The organism is Pseudarthrobacter sp. KH_020_B (assembly GCF_057840185.1).
Genome location: NZ_CM174506.1, coordinates 2195684 through 2211517, shown reverse-complemented (window position 1 = coordinate 2211517; position 15834 = coordinate 2195684). Strand labels below are relative to the sequence as shown.

Annotated in this window: 13 protein-coding genes and 1 pseudogene; 8 read left to right on the top strand and 6 right to left on the bottom strand. The window is 65.9% G+C overall.

The features are described 5' to 3' along the window. Positions 1-242 precede the first annotated feature (242 nt). Genes bioB through AC3IT0_RS10110 form a run of 6 tightly spaced genes read left to right on the top strand, consistent with a single transcriptional unit; the run spans position 243 to position 5997 of the window. The gene (gene bioB, locus AC3IT0_RS10135; protein WP_489323551.1) at positions 243-1268 is read left to right on the top strand and encodes a biotin synthase BioB; all 1026 of its coding nucleotides are present in this window, start codon (positions 243-245) and stop codon (positions 1266-1268) included. Further along, positions 1265-1522 (top strand): biotin synthase auxiliary protein BsaP, encoded by a 258-nt coding sequence (gene bsaP / locus AC3IT0_RS10130; RefSeq protein WP_489323550.1) that lies wholly within the window; start codon positions 1265-1267, stop codon positions 1520-1522. The genes bioB and bsaP overlap by 4 nt, the downstream gene beginning before the upstream one ends. Continuing rightward, complete coding sequence (locus AC3IT0_RS10125) at positions 1519-2859, top strand: adenosylmethionine--8-amino-7-oxononanoate transaminase (RefSeq protein ID WP_489323549.1); 1341 nt, start codon at positions 1519-1521, stop codon at positions 2857-2859. Before bsaP ends, AC3IT0_RS10125 begins: the two co-directional genes overlap by 4 nt. A gap of 8 nt (positions 2860-2867) precedes the next feature. Further along, positions 2868-4025: an 8-amino-7-oxononanoate synthase gene (locus AC3IT0_RS10120; RefSeq protein WP_489323768.1), complete on the top strand. Its 1158-nt coding sequence runs from the start codon at positions 2868-2870 to the stop codon at positions 4023-4025. Next, positions 4022-4699 carry a dethiobiotin synthase gene (bioD, locus tag AC3IT0_RS10115; protein ID WP_489323548.1) on the top strand — a complete coding sequence of 226 codons (678 nt, stop codon included), beginning with the start codon at positions 4022-4024 and terminating at the stop codon, positions 4697-4699. The genes AC3IT0_RS10120 and bioD overlap by 4 nt, the downstream gene beginning before the upstream one ends. After that, positions 4696-5997: a cytochrome P450 gene (locus AC3IT0_RS10110; RefSeq protein ID WP_489323547.1), complete on the top strand. Its 1302-nt coding sequence runs from the start codon at positions 4696-4698 to the stop codon at positions 5995-5997. Before bioD ends, AC3IT0_RS10110 begins: the two co-directional genes overlap by 4 nt. On the opposite strand, the gene AC3IT0_RS10105 is transcribed toward AC3IT0_RS10110, so the two are convergent. Next, on the bottom strand, positions 5994-6692 hold the full coding sequence (locus tag AC3IT0_RS10105; protein WP_489323546.1) for a GOLPH3/VPS74 family protein: 699 nt from the start codon (positions 6690-6692) through the stop codon (positions 5994-5996). The two genes, AC3IT0_RS10110 and AC3IT0_RS10105, sit on opposite strands and share 4 nt — an antisense overlap. A gap of 231 nt (positions 6693-6923) precedes the next feature. Continuing rightward, positions 6924-8099 (bottom strand): annotated as a pseudogene (gene ppsA, locus AC3IT0_RS10100) (phosphoenolpyruvate synthase); the annotation flags it as partial. Positions 8100-8593: 494 nt separating this feature from the next. Between ppsA and AC3IT0_RS10095 the strand changes: the two are divergent. Together AC3IT0_RS10095 and AC3IT0_RS10090 are read left to right on the top strand one after the other, a co-directional pair. Beyond that, complete coding sequence (locus AC3IT0_RS10095) at positions 8594-8968, top strand: hypothetical protein (RefSeq protein ID WP_489323545.1); 375 nt, start codon at positions 8594-8596, stop codon at positions 8966-8968. Further along, positions 8965-9873, top strand: coding sequence for a hypothetical protein (locus tag AC3IT0_RS10090; protein ID WP_489323544.1), 909 nt, complete (start codon positions 8965-8967; stop codon positions 9871-9873). Before AC3IT0_RS10095 ends, AC3IT0_RS10090 begins: the two co-directional genes overlap by 4 nt. A gap of 724 nt (positions 9874-10597) precedes the next feature. On the opposite strand, the gene AC3IT0_RS10085 is transcribed toward AC3IT0_RS10090, so the two are convergent. From AC3IT0_RS10085 to AC3IT0_RS10070, 4 genes are all read right to left on the bottom strand, one after another. Then, complete coding sequence (locus AC3IT0_RS10085; protein WP_489323543.1) at positions 10598-10966, bottom strand: type II toxin-antitoxin system death-on-curing family toxin; 369 nt, start codon at positions 10964-10966, stop codon at positions 10598-10600. Next, on the bottom strand, positions 10963-11163 hold the full coding sequence (locus AC3IT0_RS10080) for a hypothetical protein (RefSeq protein ID WP_489323542.1): 201 nt from the start codon (positions 11161-11163) through the stop codon (positions 10963-10965). Before AC3IT0_RS10080 ends, AC3IT0_RS10085 begins: the two co-directional genes overlap by 4 nt. 503 nt (positions 11164-11666) lie before the next feature. Next, positions 11667-12506, bottom strand: a complete 840-nt coding sequence (locus tag AC3IT0_RS10075) for an SWIM zinc finger family protein (protein WP_489323541.1) — start codon at positions 12504-12506, stop codon at positions 11667-11669. Next, positions 12499-15657, bottom strand: a complete 3159-nt coding sequence (locus AC3IT0_RS10070) for a DEAD/DEAH box helicase (protein ID WP_489323767.1) — start codon at positions 15655-15657, stop codon at positions 12499-12501. The genes AC3IT0_RS10075 and AC3IT0_RS10070 overlap by 8 nt, the downstream gene beginning before the upstream one ends. Positions 15658-15834: the final 177 nt, after the last annotated feature.

The window sequence follows — 15834 nt, the reverse complement described above, 5'->3', positions numbered from 1 at the left end:
GCCAATCCAAGCCCAATACGTCCGGCTAATGACGGCCGCGCCTTCGCTCGCGGCGACTAGCGAGGCGGGCGCGCCACGCTTCGAAGACTGTGCCAGCGACGCCGAGGGTTCCGGTCGTCCGCCTTGTGTTCCAATTTCAGCTTCATCACGTTGTCGGAACCCGACAAAATCTCGCCTCGAACTGGGACCTAGCGTTTGTTCGGAGGAAACATCCGCAGCTTTACACCCCCGAAGGACTATCGATGACGATGCACTCAGAGCTCCAGGCCAACCCCGGCACCATCCTCGAGACGGCCCGGACCCAGGTTCTGGAGCAGGGAATCGGCCTCTCCGAACATCAACTTCTGGAAGTCCTCAGGCTTCCGGACCGGGATCTGCCCGCAGCCCTGCAACTGGCCCACGAAGTTCGCCTGAAGCACTGCGGTGAGGACGTCGAGGTGGAGGGCATCATCTCCATCAAGACCGGCGGCTGCCCCGAGGACTGCCATTTCTGCAGCCAGTCCGGCCTGTTCGACTCCCCCGTCCGCGGCGTCTGGCTCGACATACCCGAACTGGTAAAAGCCGCCAAGGAAACGGCAGCCACCGGAGCCACCGAGTTCTGCATCGTCGCCGCCGTCCGCGGACCCGACATCAAGCTCATGAACCAGATCAAGTTCGCGATCGACCGGATCAACGAAGCCGTGGACATCAACATTGCCTGCTCCCTGGGTATGCTCACCCAGCGCCAGGTGGACCAGCTCGCGGAATGGGGCGTCCACCGCTACAACCACAACCTCGAAACCGCCCGCAGCTACTTCTCCGAGGTAGTCACCACGCACACCTACGAGGAGCGCCTCGAGACCTGCGCCATGGTCAAGGCCGCCGGCATGGAGCTGTGCTGCGGCGCCCTCATCGGCATGGGCGAGAGCTTGGAACAGCGCGCGGAACTCGCCGCCCAGCTCGCAGCCCTCGAACCCCACGAAGTTCCGCTCAACTTCCTCAACCCCCGCCCCGGAACCCCGCTGGAAAACCAGGGCCTCATGGACGGCAAAGACGCCCTCCGCGCCATCGCCGCGTTCCGCCTCGCCATGCCCCGCACCGTGCTCCGCTACGCCGGCGGCCGCGAACTGACGCTCGGCGACCTCGGCACCAAGGCAGGCCTCCTCGGCGGCATCAACGCCGTCATCGTCGGCAACTACCTCACCACCCTCGGCCGCCCAGCCAACGCCGACCTTAACCTGCTGGTCGAACTGAACATGCCCATCAAGGAACTCCAGAAAACGCTATGAACCGGGTCTCGCTCCCCCACCCCTCAACCACCGCCGACGCAGCAGGCTCAACCACGGCTGGGTTCTGCGGGCACTGCGGCGAACCGTCCGACGACGGGACCAGACCGGCGTCGGACGTTCACCACCGCTGCGCCGAGCATCTCGCGCTGGAGCCACCGCGGTACTGCGCCGCCTGCCGTCGGCGTATGAAAGTCCAGGTGACTCCGCTGGGCTGGACCGCCGAATGCTCCCGCCACGGCAGGCGCACAGCATGAGCCTGATCCAGCGGGACCGCGCCCGGTTGTGGCACCCGTACGCGCCGGCTTCCCCCGATCTTCCATTGTGGGAGGTGGAGGCGGCCGACGGCGTGCGGCTGCGGCTTCGGGGCGAGGACGGCACACGCCATGAGGTGGTTGACGCCATGTCGTCCTGGTGGTCCGCGATCCATGGTTACCGCCACCCGGTGCTCGACGCCGCCGCAACGCGGCAGCTGGAGAGTTTCAGCCACGTGATGTTCGGCGGCCTCACACACGCCCCGGCCGTGGAACTCGCCGAACGGCTGGTGGACCTGGCCCCGGCGGCACCCGGGCGGCCGGGATTGGAGCGGGTGTTCCTGGCGGACTCGGGTTCGGTGTCCGTGGAGGTGGCGCTGAAGCTGGCGCTGCAGTTCCAGACTGCTTCCGGGCACCCTCAGCGGCAGCGGTTCCTGAGCATCCGCGGCGGTTACCACGGCGACACCTTTGCGGCGATGGGGGTCTGCGATCCCGTGGACGGCATGCACTCCGCCTTCCCGGGCATGCTGGCCGGCAACGTTTTCGCGCCGCGGCCACCGGCGGCGGCCTTCGCCTCGCCGGAAAGCGTACTGACATGGGTCTCGGAGTTCGAAGAGATCGCGGCCGCAAATTCCTGCGAGCTCGCCGCGATCATCGTGGAACCGGTCCTCCAGGGTGCCGGCGGCATGCGTGCCTACCCGGCCGAATGCCTGACGGTGCTCCGGCAGGTGGCGGACCGGCATGGGCTGCTGCTCATCTTCGATGAGATCGCCACGGGCTTTGGGCGGACCGGCGAGCTGTTCGCGGCCAATCATGCCGGCGTCGTACCGGACATCATGTGTGTTGGGAAAGCCCTGACCGGCGGATACCTGACCCTAGCGGCCACCCTCTGCACGGCTGAGGTCGCGGCCACCGTCTCCGCTGGCCGGGCCGGTGCACTGCTGCATGGCCCCACGTTTATGGGAAACCCGCTGGCCTGCGCTGTCGCCAATGCCAGCCTCGGCATCATCGCCGACGGCGGCTGGCGAGCCGACGTTCGCCGGATCAACGTTGGCCTGGCGTCCGGGCTCGCCCCCGCTTTGGACCTTGAGGCCGTCCGGGATATCCGCACCATCGGCGCCGTCGGAGTCATCGAACTGCACGACGCCGTCGACGTCACCGCAGTCACCAGCGCAGCCATCCGGCGCGGGGTCTGGGTCCGGCCGTTCCGGAACCTCGTCTACACCATGCCCCCGTACATCAGCACCGCGGCGGACGTTGAACAGATCACCGCGGGCATGACGGCCGCCGTCACCGAAATCCATGAGCGCGTCCCGGCACGGGCGGGAGGTGCGGCATGAGCAGCTCAATGATCCAGTGGCTCGAGCTGCAGGCCGCGGTCCGGGACCGTCGGGGTCTGGTCCGCCGCCCGCTCCCCCGCGCCGCGGGCGAACCGTTCATCGACCTGGCCAGCAACGACTATCTGGGCCTCGCGGCCGACCCGCGCGTCACCGAGGCAGCTGCGGCGGCCGCCCTGCAATGGGGCGCGGGCGCAACCTCCTCAAGGCTGGTCGCCGGAACCACCCGACTGCATCTGGACCTTGAACGGGAACTGGCCAAGCTCGCCGGAATGGAATCGGCGCTTGTGTTCTCCTCCGGCTATCTGGCAAACATCGGTGTGATCACGGCGCTGGGCGGCCCAGGGACCCTGATCGTGGCGGACGAGCACTGCCATGCCTCGATGATCGACGGTTTCCGGCTGAGCCGATCGCGCACAGAATCGTTCCCGCACAACAGTGTGGAGGAAGCCGGCCGCCTGCTGGCCGACCGGCCTGAGCCGCGCGCCCTCATCGCCGTCGAATCCGTCTACAGCGTCCTCGGCGACGACGCCCCGCTTGCGGAACTTCTCGGTCTAGCGGAGCAGTACGACGCCGTGCTGCTCATCGACGAGGCCCACAGCCTCGGAGTCACCGGCACCGGCGCATTCCAGGGCCGCGGCTCGGTCGCCGGGACAGCCCTCGCAGGGCATCCGAACGTGATTGTGACGGCGACGCTGTCCAAGGCACTGGGCAGCCAGGGCGGAGCAGTCCTGGGATCGGCCCTGCTGCGGGAGCACCTCGTCAACCGGGCGCGCAGCTTCATCTTCGACACCGGCCTGGCGCCCGCTTCCGCCGCAGGGGCCCTTGCCGCGGTCCGGATCATCCGGGATGAGCCGTGGTGGGCGGGATCCGTGCGAAGCAACGCTGCGGCGCTGGCAGCCGGGCTCGCCCCGGCCCTTGCGGCCCGCGGCGCCAATATCGACCTGGCACCGGGGGCGGTCCAATCCATCGCCATGCCGTCCGCCGAATCAGCGCTGGCCGCCGAAACGGCCGCGCGCACCGCCGGCGTCAGGATCGGCTGCTTCCGACCGCCATCCGTTCCGGACGGGATCTCCCGGCTTCGGCTCACCGCCCGCGCCACCCTCACCCCCAAAGAAATCGAAGACAGCTGCGCAGTGCTGCGCGTCATTTTGGAGGAAATTCCATGAACCTGCCCGGAATCGTCCTGGTCACCGGAACAGACACCGGCGTCGGAAAAACCATCACGACGGCGGCCCTCGCCGCCGTCCTCCACGGAACCGAACGCAGCGTCGCGGTGTACAAACCGTGCCAGTCAGGAGCCGCCGACGGCGATTCCGACGCCGCCGAAATTGTCCGGCTCGCCGGTGCTGCGACAGCAGAAACCGGGGTCGTCCTGCAGCAGCCGCTGGCCCCCGTCGCCGCAGCCGGCGTCGACGGAACACCGCTACCAACGGTCGCCGCGCACGCCGAGAAAATTCGCGAGCTCGCCGCGTCCCACGACCACGTCCTGGTGGAGGGCGCCGGCGGCCTGCTGGTGGAGCTGGATTCCGACGGCGGCACCGTGGCGGACCTCGGGTCCCTCCTGGCAGCGGCATTTGTGCTCGTCGCCCGGCCTGGACTCGGGACCCTGAACCACACGGCGCTGACCCTCGAAGCGCTGGAGGTCCGGGACCTGCCGGTCATCGGCGTCGTGCTTGGAAGCTGGCCACACAACCCATCCTTCCTACACCACAGCAACCGGCAGGTGCTCGGATCATTGCGAGTACCCTTTATTGGCGCCCTTCCCGAGCAGGCCTCGGAACTGGCCCCGGCGGACTTCCGAGCCGGAGCCGCTGACTGGCTGAACGGCCTGCCCGCATGAACCCGGCTTTGACGGCCGCGGGATCCGCGGAGGCGCGGCTGGGAGGTCCGGGACAGGCGGAGGCCCCTCACCAAGTGGGAAGCTCCGGCCAGGCCCGCTGCCCGTACTTCGTGGTGCGTGATCCTGACGTGGTCCGTGAAGTGCTGCACCGGCCTGCCGACTTCAGCCCCGCGAATTCGCTGGTCGCCGTGACACCCCTGAAAGGACCCGCCCTACGCGTGCTCCAGCGCGTGTGCTTTGCGCTGCCGCCCGTCCTGGCCAGCAACGACACGGAGACACACGCCGGGATCCGCAAAGTCGTGGCGGGCTTCTTCACACCCGCCACAGTCGCAGCCATTGAGCCGCGGATCCGGGAACTCGCAAGGGAAGCGGCACGGAACGCCGCGGACCAACTCGAGTCTTCCGGCCAAGTGGACCTCGTGCAGATGGTCGCGGCGTTTCCCCCGGTAGTGGTGATGCTCGAACTCCTCGGCCTGCCCGCCCGGGATCTTGCAGACCTCAAACGGTGGGGCCTTGACTCCATGGAACTGTTCTGGGGCTGGCCAGACGAGGACCGGCAACTCGAACTGGCCCACAGCGCCGCAGATTTCTACGTCTGGCTGCGGAAGCTCGTCGCGGAATCCAGGGCGGCGCCCGGACGCAACCTGTTCAAATCCCTGGCCGACCACGGCCTGTCCACACCGGAAATGTGCTCGCTCGGCTACTTCCTGCTGATCGCCGGACAGGAAACAACCACGCAGCTGATCAGCACCACACTCTTCCGCCTCCTGGAACGATCCGCGTCCGTTGGCTGGGACGACGCTGCCACCGAAACGGGCTCAAAGACCATGGTCCGCCACGTACTCACAACCGAATCGTCCGTCCCCACCTGGCGCCGCGTGGCAGCCCACGACACGAACCTCGACGGCGACCTGATCCCGGCGGGCACCGAAATCCTCCTCGAACTGAGCGGGAATCACATTACCGCACCGGCCGCACTCGCCGGCCAGTCCATGCCTTCGGAGGCGGTCCGGCGCGCTCAATCCGCTGGCTATGGCCTTGTTTTTGGCTCCGGCATCCACCGCTGCCTCGGCGCCAAGCTCGCCGAGCTGGAGGCCGCCATTATTGTCCAGGAGGCCGCTGCTGCACTGCCGGAAGTGCATCTGCAGGAGTACCAGCCCGAGTGGATCCGGCTCCTGTCGTTCCAAGCACCCCGGACCGTCACCGTGACAAACAGCCCATCAACGACGCCGGGAATAGGACGGCCGCCGGCAATGATTCAACGCCCTGCCGTTACCAGCGGCGGCACAGTCTCCTAGACGAGCGGTTCAGCTGCCACCCTGAGCTCGCGAATTTCGTCCTCCACAGCACGGGACGGCCAATGGTCACCAGTCAGGTCCTGAATCCGGCTTCGATCCGTTGCCGGGAAGAGCTTCTCAAGCAGTCCTGCCGCGTGCAGGAGTGCTATCAGCGCTCTGGTCCTGTGATCGGTTTCCTCACGCTCAGTTGCCGCGGGTTCCGACTCCGCGGCAGAGGAACGGGACGTCGGCCCGGGCCGGCCACCGCTCAACGCTGCCTCTATCTTCTGCAGGAGCGCCGCCTCTGGAGCGTGGTCCTTCTCCGGGTACCGCACGCTCTTGAACACGGCGAGGTGCTTTTCGCCGACCTGATCCAGGATGCCGCGAGTGGCCATGCTCTCGTAGACACGCTGCACTTCAGCGCGGCCCTCCAGCATGGAGACCCACCTTTTTGGAGAGTGCGGACGGGATTTGTGGCGGATGATCTCGAGCTCGTGCTGGAGGTGCGTTTGTGGCTCTGTACCGGTGGCCCGGACATTCTTGCCCTGCAGTTCGATTGCGCCAAGCAGGTCCAGTTCGGCCAGGATTGCCCCCGCCACAGTGGTCCTGAGTAGATAGGCCGGCAGCTCCGGTTCGCCGTCGATCTCGTTCGTTGCCAGGAGGAGGAAGGCCTGTGGAAGGCTCAGTTCCTCGGCGTTAGGTGTTTGAGGATCCATACGATCATGGTGCCCCCGTCCGGGGTCAGTCACAACCAGTCGCGTTGATTCATCGAAGATGCCTGGGTAGCTGCATACGAAGAATCGACTGGTAATGCCAGCGTAGGTGTCTGTCTGCCAGGCCGGTGTCTGCCGTCCCTGCCATTGAGGGGGCCACGGCAGCGCGGATGGGTTCCCCTGTCCGTGCTGCCGTGGCGGCTGCCCTCGCTGCCTTAGTCCTCAGTCAGGCGGTCATTTCGCGGCGAAGGTATTGGAAAGCCGGAGCCAGGTGTCCACCACGGTGTCGGGGTTCAGGGAGACGGAATCGATGCCTTCCTCGACCAGCCACTCGGCGAAGTCCGCGTGGTCGCTGGGACCCTGGCCGCAGATGCCGACGTACTTGCCGCGTGCCTTGCAGGCCTTGATGGCCATGCTCAGGAGCTTCTTGACGGCTGGATCGCGCTCATCGAAGCCGCCCGAGACGATCGCGGAATCCCGGTCCAGGCCCAGGGAAAGCTGGGTCATGTCGTTGGATCCGATGGAGAAGCCGTCGAAGTAGTCCAGGAATTCGTCCGCGAGCAGCGCGTTGGACGGGATCTCGCACATCATGATCACTTCGAGGCCGTTCTCGCCGCGGACCAGGCCGTTCTCCGCCAGCAGCTCGATGACGCCGCGGGCCTCGTCCAGGGTCCGCACGAACGGGATCATGAGCTTGACATTGGTCAGCCCCATCTCGTTGCGGACGAAGGACAGGGCCTCGCACTCGAGGTCAAAGCAGTCCCGGAAGGACGGCTCCAGGTACCGGGAGGCGCCGCGGAAACCGAGCATCGGGTTCTCTTCGTGCGGCTCGTAGGCCGGACCGCCAATGAGGTTGGCGTACTCGTTGGACTTGAAGTCGGACATGCGCACAATCACCGGCTCCGGCGCGAACGCCGCCGCGATCGTTGACACGCCCTCGGCCAGCCGCTTGATGTAGTAATCGCGCGGGCTGCTGTACGCGGCAATCCGTTCCCGGATGACCGCGGCCACGTCCGCCGGCTGGCTGTCCAGGTTCAGGAGCGCCTTCGGGTGGATGCCGATCTGGCGGTTGATGATGAATTCCAGCCGGGCCAGGCCCACGCCGTGGTTGGGCAGCTGCGCGAACGTGAACGCCTGCTCCGGAGTACCCACGTTCATCATGACCTTGACCGGGGCCTCCGGCAGCTGGGTGATCTCGGTATCCTCGACGCTGAAGTCCAGGAGCCCCTCGTAGATGGTGCCGGTCTCGCCGTCCGCACAGGAGACGGTCACCTCAAGCCCGTCGGTCAGGGTGTCCGTAGCACTTCCGGTTCCGACGACGGCGGGAATCCCCAGTTCGCGGGCGATGATGGCCGCGTGGCACGTGCGTCCGCCGCGGTTGGTGACGATGGCGGAGGCCCGCTTCATGACCAGGTGTGGTGCCTTTGATTCCGATTCCGTGAGTTCCAGGAGTTTACGCAGCCTGGCATTATCGAGGCGCAGTTCATGGAGCTCACGTCTCAGCGCACTGTCTGCCGCATTGGAAAGGCCCGGTAATGCAGTTTGACCAGCAGTTTCAGGAGTGTCTTCAGTCACGGTTCCATTGTGGTCGGCAGAGGCCACCATGCCGAAACCAGCTCTGAACGGAGGCTCACGGTCACGTACTGCTCCTGACCCGGCCAGATAAAGCCACGTAAAGAATGGCGGAATGGCTCCTCGTCATGCTGTAACCCACGAACAACCCCATGAACAGTGACATCGTTCCAGCGAAGACGAATCTTCGCTGGTCAGGAGCCAATCAAAGTCAGGGCTGTCCCACTCGGTCACCAGAGGTAGCAGAGTGAACTGTCTCGGCCGTTCGCCGCTGCTCTCTGAAGTGACAGCGCCTCGAACCGATTCGCCATGCGATGGCTATTCTAATGTCCATGGAAAGGAGTGTTCAGAGGTCTGGGGCGCGCTTGACCGGTCGGTGGCGGATCGTGGAGATGAGCGGGTGGGACCGCGACGCCATCGACTTGGTCGAGCCCGGATTCATCGAGTTCGCCGGGGACGGGACTGGACAGTTCTATTTCATCGCCGTCCGCGGTTGGCTGGATTACCGCCGGATCGAGCTGGACGGTCGTCCCGGTGTCGAGTTCGCTTGGGAGGGTGATGACGAGGGCGAGCAGGTCAGCGGACGTGGCTGGGCGGCTCTTGTCGACGACGAGACGATCGAGGGTCATCTATTCTTCTACATGGGCGACGACTCGAGTTTCCGAGCAAAGCCCTTTACCGGCGACGATAAACTGGATGGGCAGTGAGCGAGTACCAGTACTACGAATTCCTGGCGATCGACCGGCCGCTGGACGATGACGAGCAGGCTGAGGTTCGATCGCTGTCCACCCGGGCGAGGATCACGGCCACCAGTTTCGTCAACGAGTACCACTGGGCTGACTTCAAGGGTGAGCCGAGCCGGTTGGTGGAGCACTATTACGACGCGCATCTGTACGTGGCCAACTGGGGCACGCACCGCGTGATGTTCCGCCTGCCATGCGATCTGCTCGATCCTGATGTCGTCGAGGAATTCTGCGTCGACGACCATGTGAGTGCCTGGGTCGCGGCCGACTTCATCGTGCTCGACTTCACCAGCGAGGACCACGGCGGTGAGTTTGACCTCGACTACGATGCCGAGGCGTTGCTGTCGGCGATCGTCGGAGTTCGTGCCGAACTCGCCGCCGGTGATCTCCGGCCGCTCTACCTCGCCTGGCTCGCCGTCTACGGAACTTGGGAGCGCGACGAGAACGTCCTCGACCGCGATGCCGACCATTATCTCGAACCGCCAGTTCCACCCGGGCTGGGCTTTCTCACCGCGCCACAACGGGCATTGGCCGACTTCCTCCGCCTCGACGAGGACCTGCTCGCGATCGCGGCTCAGACTTCTCCGCCGCTCGAGAAGGTTGCGGCCGATCCCGGCGACCTGGCAGCCTGGCTGACCCGCCTGCCTGTTGCCCAGAAGAACCGGCTCCTGGCGCTGGTCGTCCAGGGTGAGGCCGCGCGGGTGCGGATGGAACTGCTGCGCCGTTACCGCGGCGACACCGCCCCAACCATCCCCGTCCCAACCCGCCGGACGGTGGCTGGCCTGCTCGACGACGCAGCACGCCGACGGACCGACCGTGAGCGTCGCCTGGCCGCACAACGCGCCGAAGACGAGGCACGCCGGGAGTAGGCGCGCGTCATCGCACTGCGGCAAACGCATGCGCGCAAACCCAGTCTTATCGAACGCCTCAACCGGGCGGGCATCTGAGCATCATGGAGCGGAAACCGAGGCCGCGCAGTACGGCCATGGCACGCTCAAGGTCATGCAGTTGGTCTGGGCGCTGGTCGGCGAACCCTGCGGCAAGTACCTAGCCCCAGTCATGGCCAATTCCCACGAGTCGCTGGAGCGCTTGGGGAACTGGCCCCGGTGGCGGACCGGCTCGTGGACAGCGTGCGCGCCCAGCTGCCGGCGACGAGCCCGGCGACCATCGACTGCTGCCGGCCCGGTGAAGGCGGTGAAAGAAATCGGCATCATACCCGGGACAGTTCACTGCGGACCGGTCTGCGGCGGCAGGACAGGAAGGATTCACCCGCTGACTACGAAGGGACGCCGGTGAGGCGTCCGGCCCCGATCCTGACAATTCCATAGCCCGCGGGGATCCCGCACACCTCAAGGCACCCAGGCCAGAAGGAACAGTGCACAAAGTGCACGCACTGAATGAAGAAAACCCCTCTGACCTGCGAAAACACTGTGCCCTAGGTGGGACTCGAACCGGACTCCAGCCCCTGCAAACGCTGGGAAGTCCCGAAAACATCTGCAATCCGGCCGGGTCCGGCAGCAGTACGGCCGAGTCCGAAGCCCGGGGTGTGCACATTGTGCACACCCGTTTTGTCGCGGCAGGCACCGCGGATTCCTACCGCGGGACCATATGTTTGGAAATCAAGGTGGCACACACCTTCAGGCCTGTGCTGCCGGAAGCCACGCCCACGACCAGATTCAAACCCTCGTCGGTACTGAAGTCGTGGCGGTGGCCGTTGATCCAGAGCATCAGGACCATGAGCGTCCAGGCGGTGCGTTTGTTTCCGTCAATGAGCGGATGGAAACGGGCCACCGACTCCAGAAGTGCGGCCGCCTTCATCGCCAATTCAGGATAGGCCTCCGCGCCCATGACTGTTGTTGCGGGCCGGGCGAGGGCCGAGGCGAGCAAACCGACGTCGCTGATATGGAACCCGTACCGGTCGACCCCCTGCAGCGCGTCCTCAATGTCGAGGTACGCCGTCACGCGTCCTCAAGTCGCGTCAACAGCGCGGCGTCATGGCTCATGACGAAGTCAAGACCCGCACTGATCTCACGGCGGCGCGCGTGGCGCTGCAAAACCAGTTCAGCCCCCTGAAGGAGCAACGCCGACTTGGAGGTGTGCTCCTCGGCGGCAAGCTGCTCAAGCCGACGGTCAAGCTCCTCGGGAACGCGCAGATTCATGGCCATACCCCATGGTACCAAACCAGTACCACACTAGGACCAGCTCCCGCCGTCAATCGCCCCCGCTCCACCGGGAAAGGTTCAGACTTGGCCACGGTAGTAAAATGCAGAGGAAGACAGAGGCAGGTTCCCTGTTATGGATTACTGAGGGTCCCACAGCCAGGAGCTGTGGGGCCCTCAGCCATTTGTTCACGGATAATTCGACTCGTAGGAATCCCCGTCAGCGACAGTCGGAGCGAGGCCATTTACACTTGTCGCTCACGACAGCTGCTCAAGAGACATTAGCGAAGCAGTATTGAATTTACGTCCACCTTGACGACAAAGCTACCGTTGGGGTAATTGATAACGAGCTCGCGACCAGGGAGTGCGTCGTACTGTGCTGCAACCCGTTCTGGTGTGTCAGTGGACTTCGCCCGTTGTCTGATTTAAGCGCCGGTAACGCAGCCGGTTCTGCAGCCCAGGGGACATCCTTCAGTCGCCCATCAGTTGTCAATCCATCCTTGTCACGAAGTGGCGCCGCGCTCAGGATCCGTCGCGGAAGCCCGGAGCGCCGCGTAGACCGGCCGCAAAACCTCCGCAAGCGGCCGCGAACGGACCGTGACGTCGACCGTCGGCAGCTGATCCACCAGCAGTGCCCCGCCTGCCGGGCTGCGTCGCACGGGAACCGGAGCGGGAGATTCGAAGAACGTATCCAGCACCTCCGTGAGCGGGGCGCCAGTCCGGGCCTCGTGCCCGGTGCCCGCGCCTGCCTCGTGCATTCGTCCCAACAGATCCTCGCGTTCGCGGCCACGCCATGCAAGAATACGGAACGGGTCGTCGTCGAACTGCTCAGCCAGCAGATAGAACACCGCCGCCAGATGCTTGCACGGCACTTCCCAATCGGGACAGGAACAGTCCAGACTCAGCTCACTGGGGTTGCGGGGAAAGAGCGACAGGCCGACCGCAGTGAATACCTCTTCGATATCGGCGGGCATCTCTCCCGCCAGCAGGGTCGCGACATACCAGGCGTTGCCGGCGAGCGCCTCCTCCACCGCCGCCCACTCGGCCTTCCCAAACGCGGTGATGCCGATTCGTACCCGGTAGGGCCTCGCGCGCGAACCCTGGACGCTCGCGGTCACTGCGCCAGCGTCAATGTCGAGCGAAAGCACTTGCCCCCGGCGGGCGTAATTGCGGCCGCGTTGCAGGCGTCCGCCCACGCCCAGGCCCTCAAGCACCTGGATGAACCGGGCGGACCACCAGCTCGTGCCGATGGCACCCCGCACACTCCGGGCTTTGACGCCGCCCTCGACGCTGCGCGGAACGGACGGCGGAAAAAACGGCGATTCGTAGCGGCGCCTAGTCACCGACGGCCTCCTTTGACAGGGCGAAGAGGTCCCGCAGGCTCGCGGTCGAAAGCTCGGTGAGCCACCCCTCGCCGTCGCCCACCACCATGTTCGCCAGCGCTGTCTTCTCCTCGATCATGGTGTCGATCCGCTCCTCCAGCGTGCCGCGGCAGATGAACTTGCGCACCTGAACGCGCTGTTTCTGCCCGATGCGGAATGCGCGGTCGGTGGCTTGGTTCTCGACCGCCGGGTTCCACCACCGGTCGAGGTGGATGACGTGGTTGGCAGCGGTCAGGTTGAGTCCTGTACCGCCGGCCTTAAGCGACAGCAGGAAGACCGGTGGGCCGTCGTCGGACTGGAACCGGCGCACCATTTCCGTGCGGTTCTGCCGGGAGGTGCCGCCGTGCAGGTAGGCGACGTCGGTATCGAAGTGCGCGGCGAGGTGCGGCAGCAGCATCTCGGCGAACTCGGTGTACTGCGTGAAGCACAATACCTTGTCACCCTCGGCCAGGATCTCGTCCAGAATCTCCTCCAACCGGATCACTTTGCCGCTGCGTCGGCCGATGGCCGAGCGATCGTGCAGCAGCTGCGCTGGATGGTTGCAGATCTGCTTGAGCTTGGCCATCGCAGCGAGGACATTTCCGCGGCGTTCGATTCCGTCGGAATCCTCGATCTTCTCCATCATCTCGTCGACGACCGACTGGTACAGGGATGCCTGCTCGCTCGTTAGCGTGTAGTACTGCTTGATCTCGATTTTTTCCGGCAGGTCGTCGATAATGGCCGGATCGGTCTTGACCCTTCGCAGAAGGTACGGACGGGTGACCGCGCGCACTCGCTCGGCGGCTGCTTCGTCGCCGTGCCGTTCGATGGGGATCGCATACCGGGTCCGGAAGAGCTCGGCCGTACCCAGCATCCCCGGGTTCAGGAAATCCATGATCGACCACATCTCGCCGAGCCGGTTCTCCACCGGGGTGCCGGTGAGCGCGATCCGGTGGGCGGCGGGGAGCCGTTTGATGGCCTTCGCCGTGCGGGAGAGCCGGTTCTTCACGGCCTGCGCCTCATCGAGCACGATCCGGGTCCAGTCAATGGCCTTGAACTGCTCCAGATCGCGGGTCAGCGTTGTGTAGGTGGTGATCAAAATGTCGACGCCGTTCAGCGCCTCGTCGAAATCCTCGCCGCGCAGCCGGTCCGGTCCGTGATGCACCCCCATCCGCAAGTCAGGCGCAAACTTCGCGGCCTCCGCCTCCCAATTGCCGATCAGTGACATCGGGCAGACCAACAGGGTGGGGCCGGCGTCGGGATGCTCCTGCCGGTGCACTGACTCCAGTGCGAGCAGCTGAACAGTCTTCCCGAGTCCCATGTCGTCGGCCAGGCAACCGCCGATGCCCAGAGTGGCGAGGAAGTTCAACCACGCCACGCCCCGCTCCTGGTACGGGCGCAGCGTGGCCTGGAAGCTCTCCGGCACAGCGACCGGCTGGATGATCGTGTCGGCCGAACCGTCCAGCAGGGCACCTAGCCAGCCGTCAGCGGCGACGCCGGCAACCTCCAACGGCAGTTCAAGGTCGTCGGGATGAGCGGCGGCCAGGCGCAGGACATCCGCGACCGTGCCCTGCCCCGACCCCCCAGTCCTGAGGAACTCGATGCCGCGGCGCAGTTGTTCCGTGTTGACGGTCACCCACTGTCCGCGCAGCCTCACCAGGGGAGCCTTCGCCTCGGCCAACGCTGCGATCTCCTCCCCCGTGAGGGTCTGGTCCCCGACGGCGATGCTCCACTCGAAGTCGCACAGTTGTTCCCGGCCGAAGGCCGGGGCCCGGCCGGTGTCGTCGCCCATGGGCGTAGACGCGGACAGCTTGAGGCCCAGCTTTGCGCGGCGATCCCACCATGAGGGCAGCAGCACCCCGAACCCGGCTTCGTCGAGTGCGGGCGCCGCATCGCGCAGGAAGGCGAACGCAGCATCCGCGTCAAGGTCGAGCGCTGTGGGGCGCGGCTGCCGCAGTCCTTGTTCCAGCGCGGGGTAGACACGTACGGCTTTGCCCAGTTCCGCGAGCAGCAGCTCCTGCGGCCGGCCGAGCCACCGGGCCAGCGCGCCGTCGTCGCGCCATACCTGTTCGGCAGGCACGATCAGGCTGGGGTCGGCGGACGACTGCAGCAGGAACTCCAGCCGCCACTGCGGCACTTCCACGAGCGCAGCCGAGGCGGATGCGTCATCAGATTCGCCGGGAGAATCGAGGCCGTCTTCTCCGGCATACCCTGTGCTGAATGCGTCGCTGAGCCGGAATGTTGCTCGGGCAGGGGCATTGGCTTCCCGCGAGTATTCAGACCAAGAGGCCAGCGCATGTTCCAGCTCGGCGAGCGCTGGCTCCGGCACCGGGATGCGCGCGTCCGGCCCGTGCAGCGCCTCAAGCCAGGCTTCGGCTGCGCGCGGCTGCAGGGGCTTGCGGCCGCGGCGGGGCGGCAGCGGCGCCTCGCGCGGCAGTCTATCGCGGACCGCGGCGTCGGTGAGGACGTCGAGGGCGGCGGCGATCAATTCACCGGCGTTCTCGGAGCCTGGTTCTGCACGGAACGAGGCAGGTGTGGCGGCTGTGAGCTCGCCGAACGCGAGCGCGTCAGGCCCGCGGAGCACAGCCCGCCATCGCGCATTGGCGACGGCGGATTCATCGGTCGGGTCGGAAACCCAGGTGATCCCCGGGAGCACGCGGCCTCGTTCCGCGAGCTCGCGGGCGAAACGCGTCAGTTCGCCGAGGAACCGCACGGACGGCGCGATCCGTACTTCGCTCAGCGGCCCTGAATCATCGTCCGCGGCCTGCTCCGGGAACAGCACGGAAGCCAGACCGGCCCCACCTTGTCCATCGGCGAAACCAGTGAGCGTCGTGGGATGGACCCAGACGACGGGCACCGTCCACGGCAACAGCGACGGATCGGTCGAACTCGGCGGCCGGGGCGTGACGCGCACGAGTTCGGGAGAGTCCAGCGGCGAGCGCCGGAGCGAGGGCAGCAGCAACGTAGTGCTGTCGAGGTCGCCGGTCTGCATTTCCGCGACGACGCCGGCTGGGGCTGCAAAGGGGTGCGGCCTCGCCGCCTTCAGCGCCTGGTTAGGGCTCTTGACGGTCCTTTCGGAGTCTTCAGCCCACAGTCCGAGGCCGCGGTCAAGCGACCAGAATGCGTGGAGCACCAGCAAGTATGTTGCCTTTCCTGGAGGAGACGTTCGGCGCTGAGTGCGCCACCAGCCTCTAAGGTGCACACCGCAACTTCAGTACAGTGACTCAGGCCAAACGTGGCACCTCAGGGCAGTCTGCACCCCATCATAACCGCCGCCGCATCAGTGAAGTGAACCTGAGGGCCGGCGTTC